The 14422-nt window shown below is 39.5% G+C and carries 14 protein-coding genes; all 14 read right to left on the minus strand.

Annotated elements, in window-relative coordinates; genetic code table 11:
• Nucleotides 1-42: 42 nt before the first annotated feature.
• Nucleotides 43-309 carry a type B 50S ribosomal protein L31 gene (locus AC973_RS05310; protein ID WP_048728216.1) on the minus strand — a complete coding sequence of 89 codons (267 nt, stop codon included), beginning with the start codon at nt 307-309 and terminating at the stop codon, nt 43-45.
• 104 nt (nt 310-413) lie between these two features.
• Nucleotides 414-1706 carry a transcription termination factor Rho gene (gene rho, locus AC973_RS05315; RefSeq protein WP_048728219.1) on the minus strand — a complete coding sequence of 431 codons (1293 nt, stop codon included), beginning with the start codon at nt 1704-1706 and terminating at the stop codon, nt 414-416.
• Between the two features lie 216 nt (nt 1707-1922).
• On the minus strand, nt 1923-3203 hold the full coding sequence (locus AC973_RS05320) for a UDP-N-acetylglucosamine 1-carboxyvinyltransferase (RefSeq protein ID WP_016897839.1): 1281 nt from the start codon (nt 3201-3203) through the stop codon (nt 1923-1925).
• A 443-nt stretch (nt 3204-3646) separates the two neighbouring features.
• Nucleotides 3647-4501 (minus strand): class II fructose-1,6-bisphosphate aldolase, encoded by an 855-nt coding sequence (fba, locus tag AC973_RS05325; RefSeq protein WP_048728222.1) that lies wholly within the window; start codon nt 4499-4501, stop codon nt 3647-3649.
• A gap of 247 nt (nt 4502-4748) precedes the next feature.
• Complete coding sequence (locus AC973_RS05330) at nt 4749-6029, minus strand: NAD(P)H-dependent oxidoreductase (RefSeq protein WP_016897841.1); 1281 nt, start codon at nt 6027-6029, stop codon at nt 4749-4751.
• A 19-nt stretch (nt 6030-6048) separates the two neighbouring features.
• Nucleotides 6049-6654 carry an NADPH-dependent FMN reductase gene (locus tag AC973_RS05335; RefSeq protein WP_016897842.1) on the minus strand — a complete coding sequence of 202 codons (606 nt, stop codon included), beginning with the start codon at nt 6652-6654 and terminating at the stop codon, nt 6049-6051.
• A 37-nt stretch (nt 6655-6691) separates the two neighbouring features.
• The gene (locus tag AC973_RS05340) at nt 6692-7636 is read right to left on the minus strand and encodes an FAD:protein FMN transferase (RefSeq protein ID WP_048728225.1); all 945 of its coding nucleotides are present in this window, start codon (nt 7634-7636) and stop codon (nt 6692-6694) included.
• A 19-nt stretch (nt 7637-7655) separates the two neighbouring features.
• Nucleotides 7656-8030, minus strand: a complete 375-nt coding sequence (locus AC973_RS05345; protein WP_048728228.1) for a YbaN family protein — start codon at nt 8028-8030, stop codon at nt 7656-7658.
• Nucleotides 8031-8194: 164 nt separating this feature from the next.
• Complete coding sequence (locus AC973_RS05350) at nt 8195-9505, minus strand: MFS transporter (protein WP_048728230.1); 1311 nt, start codon at nt 9503-9505, stop codon at nt 8195-8197.
• Between the two features lie 126 nt (nt 9506-9631).
• Nucleotides 9632-10273, minus strand: a complete 642-nt coding sequence (gene pyrE / locus AC973_RS05355) for an orotate phosphoribosyltransferase (RefSeq protein WP_048728233.1) — start codon at nt 10271-10273, stop codon at nt 9632-9634.
• A gap of 12 nt (nt 10274-10285) precedes the next feature.
• Nucleotides 10286-10993, minus strand: coding sequence for an orotidine-5'-phosphate decarboxylase (gene pyrF, locus AC973_RS05360; protein WP_082148243.1), 708 nt, complete (start codon nt 10991-10993; stop codon nt 10286-10288).
• A 388-nt stretch (nt 10994-11381) separates the two neighbouring features.
• Nucleotides 11382-12983 (minus strand): CTP synthase, encoded by a 1602-nt coding sequence (locus AC973_RS05365; RefSeq protein ID WP_003142285.1) that lies wholly within the window; start codon nt 12981-12983, stop codon nt 11382-11384.
• A gap of 232 nt (nt 12984-13215) precedes the next feature.
• A complete protein-coding gene (rpoE, locus tag AC973_RS05370) occupies nt 13216-13794 on the minus strand; it encodes a DNA-directed RNA polymerase subunit delta (RefSeq protein WP_039935367.1) in 579 nt (192 codons plus the stop codon).
• 71 nt (nt 13795-13865) lie between these two features.
• Nucleotides 13866-14318, minus strand: coding sequence for a DUF1934 domain-containing protein (locus AC973_RS05375; RefSeq protein ID WP_048728243.1), 453 nt, complete (start codon nt 14316-14318; stop codon nt 13866-13868).
• Nucleotides 14319-14422: the final 104 nt, after the last annotated feature.

Here is a 14422-nt window from a genome sequence, read left to right on the forward strand (position 1 = left end):
TCTTGGAAAATATGGGTGACATAAATGCCACACTTGATTTTCTTATGCTTCTTCTGCGTTTTCGTCTTTGAGACCGTATTTTTTGTTGAAACGGTCCACACGTCCATCGGCTTGTGTGAATTTTTGACGTCCAGTGTAGAATGGATGTGAGTCTGATGAAGTCTCAACACGGATTAATGGGTAAGTATTGCCATCTTCCCACTCAACTGTTTCAGCAGAATTAACTGTTGAACCAGATAAGAATTTGTATCCTGTACTTGTATCCATAAATACTACTGGATGGTAATCTGGATGAATTTCTTGTTTCATTTGTACATACTCTCCTTTTCGCCCTGAACTTCTGCAGCCCAGAGATTATTTTTAACATAACACGAGTAGTCTATCATAATGTCCTATCACTTTCAAGTAGATTTTTATGATTTACCTTTTTTCCCCTTATCTAAAAAGGTACCAAGTCGGTCAATGAACTGGTCATTAGTTTCAGTTTTCTTCATTTCCTTCAGCATTTCACTGGTATAAACCAACATATCGCCCTTCATCGTTTGGCGCAATTTCCATAAAACTTTCAAGGACGACTCATCATGCAACAACTCTTCCTTACGCGTAGACGAACGACGAATATCAATCGCTGGGAAGACACGAGACTCTGCCAAGTCACGAGATAAGTGAATCTCAGCATTACCCGTTCCCTTGAACTCCTCATAAATCATATCATCCATACGAGAACCCGTATCTACTAAAGCTGTCGCCAGAATAGTTAAGGAACCCCCATCTTCAATATTTCGGGCTGATCCAAAGAATTTCTTCGGCTTATAGAAAGCCGCTGGATCAATACCACCAGATAGCGTCCGGCCACTCGGCTTCTCAACCAAGTTGTAAGCACGGGCTAAACGCGTAATTGAATCCATCAAAATAACCACATCACGCTTATCTTCTACCAAACGGCGAGCCCGTTCTAAAACCAATTCCGCAATCCGCACATGGTTTTCAGGTCGTTGATCGAAAGTAGAAGAAACCACTTCCCCATCAATTGACCGCTCCAAATCCGTCACCTCTTCAGGACGCTCATCAATTAACAGCATAATCAACTCAACCTCCGGATTATTAGCTGTAATCCCGTTGGCGATTTCCTTCATCAAGACCGTCTTACCAGCCTTAGGTGGTGCCACAATCAAACCACGTTGACCATAACCAACAGGCGAAATCAAATCAATCATCCGCGCAGACAAACGTCCAGGTGTCGACTCCAACCGTAATTGCTCATTCGGGTAGACTGGCGTCAAGGCTGGGAAATGCGCCCGTTCCTTCGCCTCATCCGGGTCCTTACCATTCACCGCATACACATGCATCAAACCCAAATACCGCTCAGAAGCCTTAGGCGGACGAGCGGTACCCGACACCAAATCCCCATTCCGCAAACCAAACCGGCGAATCTGAGAATTCGAAATATAGATATCCTCCTGACTAGGCGAATAATTAATCGACCGCAAGAAACCAAAATCAGACCCCGTAATATCAAGCACACCCTCGACATTCATAAAGCCCTGACTCACCTCTTGTGCCCGCAAGACAGCCATAATCAGCTCCTTCTTATTCATTTGACTATAATAAGGGACCTTATACGCCTTCGCATACTGGTAAATCTCCTTCAAAGTCATAGCCTGCAAACTATGCAACTTCACGTGTTCTTGCTCATTATCTGACATAAAAAAACCTTCATTTCTATCAATACTTAGTTACTTTCTGGAAAAGGACGACCGCCTAGAAGCTGAGTGCAAAAAGATGTCGCTAGCTATCACGAAGCCAGTAGCTCCATGGGTATAAGAAGTGTTAAGAGAGGACTTGATTGTTGTTTGGGTAAAAATGCAAAGGACTGCGACACCCTTGCCACAGCCCTAACATGCATCACTACAGCGACAACATTAGTTTACTGTAGAATAATCGTATTGTACCAATTGAATATCAGCACCTAAAGCTGACAATTTTTCATCGATATGGTCATAACCACGTAAAATATTACCGGCACCATATAATTCAGTTTCACCTTCAGCCATTAACGCAGCAATCACTAGACCAGCACCAGCACGTAAGTCTGAAGCCGTCACAGTTGCACCTGTTAATTGGTTAGGACCATTGTAAGTAATTTGATCATTGTGTTCTTCAATATTTGCACCCATACGCGCTAACTCAGGCACATGTTTCACACGTTTTGGATAAATAGTATCCACTAATTTACCGTTACCATTCGCTGTTAATAATAATGGCGTAACAGGTTGTTGTAAGTCAGTTGCAAAACCTGGGTATGGCGCTGTTTTAATATCTACAGCTTTTAATTGCCCGTCATTTGGATGAATGTAGATAGCATCATCGCTGATGTCCATTTTGACTCCCATCTCACGTAATTTCGCTAGGAAGCTTTCAATATGTTCGGCAATTACGTTGTTGACAGTAACCCCTTGGCCAACTGCCGCAGCAGCTGCAATATAAGTACCGGCTTCGATACGGTCAGGAATTTGTTGGTGAGAAGTACCGTGCATTTCGTCCACACCTTCGATACGGATAGTAGAAGTACCCACACCTTTAATCTTAGCACCCATTTTGTTTAAAAGCATTGCAATATCAATGATTTCAGGTTCGCGGGCTGCATTTTCAATGACAGTTGTCCCTTTAGCGCGAGAAGCTGCCAACATAATGTTGATGGTTGCACCAACGCTGACAACATCTAGGTAAATTTCAGTACCTGTTAGGCCATTACCGTTAGTTGTTAAATGCATAGCACCTAATTCATTGCTTACTTCAGCACCTAAAGCTTCAAAACCTTTTAAATGTAAATCCATTGGACGAGGCCCCAAGTTACAACCACCTGGTAAACCAACAACACCCTCACCGTATTTACCTAATAAGGCACCCATGAAGTAGTAAGATGCGCGCAAGCTTTGGATCTTACCATCAGGCATTGGAATATTTTCCATGTTCGTTGGGTCAATACGCAGCACATGCTCATTGAAATCAACGTCTACATTAAAGTCTTTCAAAATTTCAATTAAAGCGAACACGTCGTCAATTTCCGGTACGCCCTCAATTACCACCGGTGAATCCGCCATAATCGCTGCAGGAATTAGCGCTACTGCACTATTCTTCGCTCCAGAAACTGTGATCTCACCCTTTAACGGATTACCACCCTTGATGATAAATTTTTCCATTATAAAACCCCTCACTCATCGTTTTCATTTTCGTTTTATTTACGCTATTTTTCATTCTGTTAATTTCATAGTTTAGCTCTTTTTTGTTCATTAATTACCTATATTCGTCACACATGCTATTTTTGCACACTTTTCCGATTTTATGATAGATAATGCAAGATTGATTATACCTAATTCTCTATGATATAACTACCGTCCCCGCCAATTTTAATGGTTTTTTTAACTTCTATGTAAAATTTGACATATATACAATCAGTTATGGGAGCCATTTAATTTATTATAACCCAAGAATCAGCCATTATTCATCCGGAAGGTTTAAACATCTTGCAAAAAGGGCAATTTCACGTAAATCTGAGGATTTCAAGTACAAAAAAAGAGCAACAACCAAAAGGTCATTGCTCGAAAAAGGATATATAAAGCGGAAATTCACTGGCTAAAATGAATTATGCTTTGTTTGATGAACCAAACATACGTAATGTTTCACGTGCTGTTTTAACGATTGCAGCTTTACCTGGTGCTAAAACTTTACGTGGGTCGTATACTTTGTCATCGTTGTTTAAGTTTTCACGAACTGCAGCAGTAAATACGACTTGTAATTCAGTATTTACGTTGATTTTCGCATGACCGCGTTCGATTGCTTTTTTAACTTGCTCTTCTGGAATACCTGAACCACCGTGTAATACTAATGGTGTGTTTGTGTATTCAGAAATTTCTTTCATTTCATCGAAACCTAAAACAGGTTCGCCTGAGTATGGACCATGAACTGAACCTAAGGCTGCAGCTAATGCGTCGATACCAGCTTCGTCAACGATACGTTTACATTCTTCTTTATCTGCGTAGTTGATACCAGCAGTAACGCCGTCTTCAGTACCACCAACAGTACCGATTTCACCTTCAACAGAAGCACCACGTTCGTGTGCGTATTCTACAACTTGTTTAGTCATAGCGATGTTGTCATCAATTGGGTGATGAGAACCATCGATCATTACTGAAGTGTATCCAGCGTCGATTGCACGTTTAGCAGTTTCAAAAGATGAACCGTGGTCTAAATGTAATGCAACAGGAACAGTGATTTCCATTGTTTCAACTAAAGCTTTAACCATAGCGGCAACAACTTCTGGGCCACCCATGTATTTACCAGCACCCTCAGAAACACCTAAAATTACTGGTGAGTTTTCTGCTTGGGCTGCTTCTAAAACAGCTTGAGTCCATTCCAAGTTGTTAATGTTTAATTGTGCTACTGCATATTTACCGTCTTTCGCTTTTGTCAGCATGTCGACCATGTTTTCTAATGGCATAAATAGATCCCCCTGATTTTTAATTTTGATGTGCTCGTGCTTATTGTAACCCTTATCAATTGCATTTTACAAGAGTTTTGTCTCATAAAAATTAAATGTTAAGTGATGCCATAAAATAACAATTCGCAAACGCATACATCGTTTTTATTATTCTGTTCATACAATTTTTGCAATAATAATCCTAATCGTTTATAGGCTTTTTTGACTGAAAATAATCATTTTCCCCTAAACCAGGCTATTACACTGACTAAGACTGGCTAGCACTCGAATCTTCATCAGTAGCAATAGCTGCAGTGGTCGTATCTGCTACTTCTGCATCACTCGCACCACTTTTAGCATCAGCTTCCACAGCGTTTTTGTCATCGTGACTCCATGCACCATTCATTGAAGCGCTAGTTGAAGCATCAGTTGTATCTTCCTCAATTTTCACTAACTTTTGTCCTGTTTGTTCTAGATACCACTCAATTACAGGTTGCAAGTCTAAAACATGCTCATTGATTCCACGATACTTACCATCTTCATCATGAATAGCTACATAATTATGGACAACATAATTTTCTTTATGGATTGGTACGTGTACATGAACACCTTCCATGTTTCCTGACCGCAATTGAGAAATTACCCAAGAAACGTTCTTCACAGCACGTGGTGGGTGAACAGCACCAAGTGGGCTACCAACATCTTTTTCGTAACGAGAAGCAAACATGTCTTGACCAGGTTTCACGCGATTATAATAGATGTATTGGTTATTTTCATCTGCATAAGTCAATTCAAGAGGAATTGTCTTTAGGAACCAGTTTAATTGGTCTACTGTTAACAACCCTCTATCCAGTTTCACATAGGTATCACCTTCGACAGCGCCCACTTTTGCTGCAGCTTGCTCAACCCAATCCGGTGCGGTCATGTCTACACCCTCAATGGTTGTGTCACAATGCTTAGTTGCAGTTAAATCTTCCTCAGGGAATACGGGGTTATCTTTAAGTGGTTGAACAGATTCAACGTATTTCATAAACTTCTCTAAGCTACCTTTCAAGAAACTTACAGTGCTAGGTTCAACTAAATCACCATTAGCATTGATTGCCTCTTTACAATTTCCTAATAGGAACTCTTGCCCTGGCATGACTAAAGCATCAATTCCTGGTGCCTCAAGAATTTGACGTAAGTGTAATTGTGATCGTGATGTTCCTTGATCTAGATAAGAAGCACCAATGATTTTTACAGGTTTGTTTTTCAATGGATGAATTGTGAAGGATAACCATTCCAATGCACTCTTCAATGGCCCTGGCGTTGTATGGTTGTGCTCCGCTGTAGCAATAATCACACCATCTGCTTGGCGGATTTTCCTATTCAATGTATGAACAGGCCCCTCCGTCGCTAACTCCGGGTTATCTTGGTTGAATAAAGGTATTTGGTCAATTTCAAGAATCTCTAGATCAAATAAATCAGTGAATTCTCTTTGAATATATTGTAACAATAAACGGTTATATGATTTTTCAGCAGTTGAGCCAACAATTCCAACAATTTTCATTTTGTCACCCTAGTCCTTTCTACTTGGTCCACTCGTAGTTTTCAGCAGCTGCTTTTGTATCAGTTCTTAGCTGCGTAAATTCTTGTGTATGATCAATAAATTGAATAAATTCTTTAAAAATAGCTTCTAATTGTTCAACAGATTTTTGGTCACTTAAATCACCATCATCATCAAAAGCTTGTAAAGAATTTCCTAATAAAAATTCTGAATTTGGTATCACACGTGCTCTAATATCTGGTGAGTCTAGAATTTGGCGCAAGTGCATTTGTGCTCTAGAAGATCCTAAACGACCGTTAGAAGCACCAGTAATCATAATTGGTTTATCTGCTAAGGGATAAATATAATAGCTTAACCAATGTAAGGCATTAGTTAGTGAAGAAGTAATGGAATGATTATATTCTGCAGCACTAATAATGACCGCATCTGCCTGCTCGATTTTTTTCGCGTCCTCTTCAACAATATTTGGAAGTGTCTTATCTTCTGGTTTAGTAAATATTGGATAATCACGGATTTCCAATAATTCAATTTCAGCTTGATCTGCAAAATGTTTCTGAATATATTTAAGAAGTTTTCTATTAGTAGATTTCTTAGAATTTGTACCTACGATTCCGATAATATGCTTCATGATTTTCTGTCCTTTCTAATAGTAGAAATATAACCTGCTAACAAATAAGTTCAACTTTGCCCTCTAAACCAGAGGTATAGGTGATTTGTCCCTGTCGGTCAACAACCAACACTTCAATCTGGTCTATTTGTGCTGCTTGATTGATAATTGCTTCCTTAGATAAGGGAAACAATCGCGTAGTCCAAATCTCACCATCTAACGAAGATTCACTTACCACAGTGACACTGCGAACGTCCGCTTGAAAGGGCTTACCATTTGTGGAATCTAAAATATGGTGGTAAAGATGTCCATCCTGTTCGAATACACGTACGTAATCCCCAGACGTTACAACTGATTGGTTACTTAAATCGACAATAGCCTTGTTATAACCACGCGTTTGGTCGGGATCTTGGATACCTATACGCCATTGTGTACTTTCTGTATGATTGGGTCGATGGCCATAGAATCTAAGGTTACCGCCAAGATTAATAGATGCCCTGGTTACGCCTTGATCTTTGAAATAAGCGATAATTTGATCTGCCGCATACCCTTTTGCAAGCGCACCTAGATCAATCGACATCCCTGGCTTAGCAAGGTAAACTGTTTTTTCTATTTCATCCAGATGAATGTCATTCGGGTCTACTAAAGTCAGCCGGTTATCAATCTCTTGCTGGCTAGGTTTACGATAATCCGCAAAACCAATCCGCCACAAGTTAACTAAAGGCCCAATAGCTATATTTAACTTTCGTCCCGATGCAATACTCTCTTTTTTACCGATTTGAATGAGATGAAATAGCTCCGGATGAACGCGTACAGCCTTTAATCCTGCCATTTGGTTAACCGCCATTAATTCAGAAGATGGGTCATTCGCTGAAAAACGCGCTTCCAATTGAAACAAACGCTGGACTGCAGCAAGTAATAAAGAATGACTATTTGGATGGTCAACCATTAGGTCAATCGTCGTACCCATCAAATTTATAGAATGCCGTTGCTCAAAGTCCAAATCACAAGCCTCCAACTCCTTAAACCTCTTCCACCCTAAATAGTAGAAAGTAACCAAAAACTAAACCGCAAACGCCTACAAAAATTTGTACACCTCTTAATGGCATAAGTAACATTGATAAACCCATCACAAGGTAAGTTGTCATTAGGATATGAACTTTTTTGCGCTTGCTGATACCACCTTGTCGCTTAAATTCGCCAACATACCGTCCATACAAACGAGTAGATTCTAACCAGTTTTTAAATTGCGGTGAACTTCGCGTGAAAAACCAGCCAGCAAGCAACAAGAAAGGGGTTGTCGGTAGAACGGGCAATATGACTCCTACACTCCCTAGGACCACACTTAACAAACCCAAAATTAGAAAAACCTTTTCTTTAATAGTCCTCATTTCCATTCCTCACCTCTTGAGAAAACATTCACATGATAGGTCTACCTCAAATTACCAAATTATATTTATTCCGTCAATGAAATATCCAAATACTAAAAAGAGGGTGCAACATTTGTGTTACACCCTCTAAAATATGTCTTATTTTATTATCAATCTTGAACCAAATTGTATTACTTATCTAGCGCCTTATGACGAATATTTAATTGATGTTGTTCATAGTTCGCTTGTTTTAGTTGTGGCAAGCTCATCATGGCGATAAAGCTGACTAGATAAAGGCTTGCTAAGAAAAGCATTACCATACCTACACCTGAAGCATCTAAGATAAAACCAATGATAACTGATGAAAAACCACCCACTGCACGTCCAACATTCAAAATAGTATTATTGGCGATGGCATTCACTTTAAATGGATACAAACGAGAAATCATTGCACCATAGCCTGCGAACATGCCGTTTACGAAGAAACCTACGATAGCGCCTCCGATTAAGATGGTCATAGCTGAATTAGCAAAAGTGAACAGATACACTGAAACTGCTGATGCAATTAGATACATACCATAAGACAATCTTGGACCTAATCTATCTAAAATTTGTCCAAATGTCAGCATTCCCAAGCACATACCCAAGATTGTCGTTACCATCCAAGTAGATGACCCAGAAACCGTCACACCAACTTGTTCTTGCATGATTGTTGGTAACCAGTTCATCATCCCAAAGTAGCCAGCGATTTGAACAGTTGTCATCACCATTAAGATGATTGTTTGATAGGTTTGCCCTGGTGTCTTAAATAATTCGCTAATAGAAGGTTTTTCATTTTCCTTAATACCTACTAAGTCTTCTGTGACTTCATCTGTATTAATCCCTAATTCATCTTCCTTAATAGTTAATTTCGCCCATACCACCACTAGGATTGGTAAGATACCGAATAGGAATAAGCCCCTCCAACCAAGTGTTGGCACAATAAAACCTGCAAGTAAGGCTGATGAAATTGATCCGATTTGACCAACAATCCCATTTAAGGATGAAATTCTCCCTAACTGTTTAGCCGGCACAAGTCCAGCCATGATGGAAATCGCTACTCCGTACTCACCACCAACTCCGATACCCGCGATAAAGCGTAATAGGTATAGGTATTGAATATTTGGCGTGAAGAAGATTAAAGCTGTTGCGATAGAGAAAGTTAGAATCGTTAAGTAGAAAACCTTCATTTTGTCCCAACGGTCAGCTAAGACCCCGAATAGTAAACCTCCAGCTAACATCCCTAAGTTGGTAATAGTGGCAATCCAACCCGCCGCTACACTTGAAATCCCTAGTTGGCTAATAATTGATGACATAGAAAATGATAAGAACATCACGTTTAAATCGTCTGTTCCTGATGCAACAATCGCCGCAATCAAAGCATTACGTTGCGATTTATTTAACTTATTGTCCTCTGCATGTAATAAGTCATTTGTTTCATTTTTTTCAATCGTTTTTTCCATTTTTGTGCTCCTTTTTTGGTAAAACTGGTGTAATTCCCTCATTTAATCACCATAAAAATAAAATTGGGCAAAAAAAAATAAGGACATAAATCTGGTAAAGCTATTTATATAGTAGAATTATCCACATTAACCGTGAATTTCTGACCAAGCTTTCGGATCCTTATACCAATCCATCAACTTGTCATAGTACGGTGATAATTTAGGATCTTTTACTGCATAATCCAAAATCTTCACGTAATTCGTTAGTGTCATCAAAGGATAACCCTCTTTTTCAAAGGCTTCTTTTGAAGCTGCTAATAAGTAGTCAAAAATAGCTACTGCTGCAATAACTTCTCCGCCCGCTTCTTGAATCTTGTCAGCTGCTGTAATCACGCTACCACCAGTTGAAATCAAGTCTTCAATGATCACTACTTTTGCGCCCGCTTCTAAAGCACCTTCAATAGCATTTTGTTTACCGTGATCTTTGGCAGAAGAGCGCACATAGATCATTGGTAAATCTAAGCGTTCACTTACAAAGGCTGCATGAGGAATACCAGCAGTTGCTGTCCCTGCAATCACATCTACATCAGGGAAGTTCTCTTTAATCAACTCTGCAAGTGCATCTTCTACAGTTGTACGCACGCTCGGGTATGACATGATTAGTCGGTTATCTGTATAAATCGGGGCTTTAAGTCCGCTTGCCCATGTATATGGTGCCTCAGGGCTAAAGTTTACTGCCTTAATTTCTAGTAATTTTTGTGCTACTAAATCCGCCTTTTCTACTGTCATCTTGCACCCTCCTTATTGTCCAGACCAATCAGCTGTGATTTGGTCATAAGTGACTTTTGAATTATCCGCTTGTGTAATTGGTCGTCCCACCACGATGTAGTCAGAACCACCTTGCGCCGCTTGGCTTGGCGTCATGATTCGTTTTTGGTCATCCGCAACAGAAGTAGCTAAACGGATACCCGGTGTAATCGTTTGGAAGTCTTCCCCACAAGCCTCTTTAATAGCTGCTGCTTCAAGTGGTGAACAAACCACACCATCAAGGCCCGCTGCTTTCGTTAATTTAGCGTAGCGCAATACTGAATCCAATACTTCACCTGGAATGCCTTGTTCTTCGTTCATTTGTTCAGTAGAAGTGGACGTTAATTGAGTGACACTAATTAACATAGGGCGTTTACCTGTCGAACCTGCCTCTAAACCACGAAGCGCTGCTTGCATCATCTCTTTCCCACCTGCCGCATGTACATTGACCATTGCAACACCAGTACTGGCTAAAATGGCCATTGCGCGCTCAACCGTATTTGGAATATCATGTAATTTCAAGTCTAAGAAAATATCATGGCCTTTTGCTTGTAACTCTTTTAAGAAAGCTGTCCCACCAGCATAAAACAATTCCATACCTACTTTTACATTTAGTTGTTGACCTTGGAACTGATCAAGGAACGCAAATACCTCTTCTTGATTAGGAAAATCTAAGGCAATAATTGGTTTCTTCGGATCCACATGGCACTTCCTCTCATATTTTTCTGTTTTTTTCATTTTTCTCTCATTTATCTAAAAATGGGCAAAAAAAATAACCAACAACGAAACAAGGTTGCTGATTATATACTAGCGGATGCTGGTCTTAAAATTTGTTCACTGACAAAATAAAGTGGTTATTCTTGTGAGCGAACAGCTCTTATGTTCAGGGCATCCTTACGCTAGTGCAGTTTCCCCTGTTTTTACTCTGTTGGCTATTGTACCGACTTAGAAAGTTAGAGTCAACACATATTTTAATAAAATATTTACAATTATTATTAAAGACTGTCATATCAACTATCGTACCGATAAAAAAATCCGCTCCTTTATACGAAACGTACAAAAAGAACGGATAATTTGCATTTTATAATTCTTACGCTTCTAAGGCTGCGCCAATAAAGCCATTAAAGATTGCTTGTGGACGGTCTGGACGTGAGATGAATTCTGGGTGGAATTGAGATGCCACAAAGAATGGATGTTCTGGAATTTCTACGATTTCAACTAAATTACCATCTGGAGAAGTCCCTGAGAAGACCATACCTGCCGCTTCGAATTCTTCACGGTAAGCATTGTTAAATTCCCAACGGTGACGGTGACGTTCTTCAACTAAAGCTTCATTATTGTATAATTCACGTGCTTTAGAACCTTCTTTAAGGGCACAAGGGTATAAACCTAAACGTTGTGTACCACCTAAGTTTTCTAGTCCTGATTGTGTTGTCATCAAGTCAATTACTGGATGTTCAGTGTTTGGATTGATTTCTGTAGAGTTGGCATCTGTGTAACCTAAAACGTTACGTGCAAACTCGATAGAAGCTACTTGTAGACCTAAACAGATACCTTGGAATGGTACATTGTTTTCACGTGCATATTTAATTGCTTGGATTTTACCTTCAATACCACGGTTACCAAATCCACCTGGTACTAAGATACCGTCAGCATTGCCAAGGATCTCTTGTACGTTTTCCGCTGTAATGGTTTCAGAGTCGATCCAGTCGATGTCAATTTCTGCGTCATGGGCATAGCCGGCGTGGCGTAATGATTCTGCTACTGATAGGTAAGCGTCTTGAAGAGATACGTATTTACCTACTAAAGCGATTTTCACTTTCTTAGATAGGTTTAGTACACGATTTTCAAGGTTACGCCATTCACGCATATCAGCTTCTGGTGTTTCGTCTAGACCTAATACTTCACATACTTTATCGTCTAAACCTTCTTGTTGTAGACGCAATGGTAGTGTGTAGATTGTTTCTACATCACGGTTTTCGATAACGGCATCTTCTTCAACGTCACAGAATTGTGCGATTTTTGCAGTCATACCGTCTGGTAGTGGGTGTTCTGAACGTACAACTAAGATATTAGGTTGAATCCCCATACCACGTAATTCTTTCACAGAGTGTTGCGTAGGTTTTGTTTTCAACTCACCAGCTGCTGCGATATATGGTAGTAAAGTTGTGTGGATGTAGCATACGTTGTCAGCACCAACTTGTGAACGCATTTGACGTAATGCTTCAACGAATGGTGTTGATTCAATATCCCCAACAGTACCACCAACCTCAGTAATCACGACATCAGCGCCTGTTGTATCACCTGCACGTAAGATTTTATCTTTGATTGAGTCAGTGATGTGTGGAATGACTTGGACAGTTGCCCCTAAGTAGTCCCCGCGACGTTCTTTGTTGATAACTTCTGAGTAAATTTTACCAGTTGTTACGTTTGAATATTGATTTAAGTTGATATCAATAAAACGTTCGTAGTGACCTAGGTCTAAGTCAGTTTCAGTTCCATCGTTTAATACAAATACTTCCCCGTGTTGATAAGGGCTCATAGTACCTGGGTCAACGTTAATGTATGGATCAAATTTTTGGATGGTTACTTTTAAACCTCTATTTTTTAATAAACGTCCTAAAGATGCTGCTACTAAACCTTTACCGATTGAAGAAACTACCCCACCGGTTACAAAAATATACTTTGTCATGATATCCTTCCTTTTCTAAAAATTTTTATGCTTACATAAGAAGGGAGATGCGGATAACTATTTTCCTTAGAAAAAATAAAAAAATCCCCATCTTTCCTAGGAAAGACAGGGAGTAACGTGTTCATCTCACAATAGTTATGAAACTAAAGTGCCCAAAAAGAATAATAATTCATTTACTTATTCGAGTCAAGGAAAAACAACATGTTTTTTTATAGAGGTTTAGAAATCTTTGTTAGAAGTCTTCTTCGTCTTCCTCATCATCATCTTCGTCAACTAAGCTAAGGTCGCCTTCAAGACCATCTTCAAGATCGTCTTCTTCCTCGTCGTCGCCTAATTCCCCTAAATCAGAAGAGTAAGCTGCGATTTCGTCTTCTTCATCTTCTTCTTCGTCATCGTAATCTTCTTCGTCTTCAACGTAGTCCACATCTTCTGGGTCGTCAGACGCGTAGTCAATTAAATCGTCATCTTCAACAGACGCCAATAGACTCTTGCTACCTTTGTGTTTCGCTTTAATATCGTCGTCATCAATAGAAGAAACAATTTCTTCATCGATTGAATCAACTGCATACCACTCACGTAAGCCCCAACGGTTTTCACCTAAAGAGATAAAACTACCATCATAGTTCATTTCTGTGTAGAAATTCGCCATTTTGCTTTCTAATTCATCTTGTGGCATATTCAAGAAATCTTGAATTTCAGCTAATAAATCATTGAACTCGAATACATTATTCGTTTCCACTAAAATTTGGTATGCGACTTCAACCATTGATAACTGTTCTTTGTTTTGACCAGCAAATCCTTTTAATTCCACTACTAGTTCATCCTTTCGCCTTATAACCAACGCACTTGTGATTAATCGTCTAGTATATCCATTATATATTACTACACATGGGCCCTTGTTTGCAATTCGATTTGGTATTGACCAATCATTTCTTCTGATTGGTATAAGTTGTATGTCATCTGGGCATTAAAGGTATCCGCATCGTTTTGATCTACATTAAGTAAATTTAATTGTCCTTGGAAAGTAATTGCTTGTGCATCTGTCACATGGTAGAGGATATCCGTTTTTTTACCTTTGACTAAATTCATTGTCGTTTCTGTACCGTTCACTTGACGACGGATAGTCACTTTATCGTTAGCTTCAAATTTTAAACGGACAGCTACCGTGTTTTCAGTGATTTTTTCTTCATATTCTACATAAATAGCCTCGCCGACTTCATAGTAGTAACCCTTTGTTTTAGTGGTAAACTCCTCTTGCACTTGTTGGCCATCACGATCTTGTTGGATATAGTTTTTAACTTTTAACTGGATTGCTTGTTTACCAGCATTTGCCATTTGGCAACCTCCTCTAATGACAATTTTTCTTGTATATTTAACCTCTCCTATTCTAACACGATTCGCTTAGACTTCAAAGATTGGATACTTTTGAAACCGCCGTC

The organism is Carnobacterium sp. 1290_CSPC (genome assembly GCF_001053265.1).
Classification (GTDB): Bacteria; Bacillota; Bacilli; order Lactobacillales; family Aerococcaceae; genus Aerococcus; species Aerococcus urinaeequi.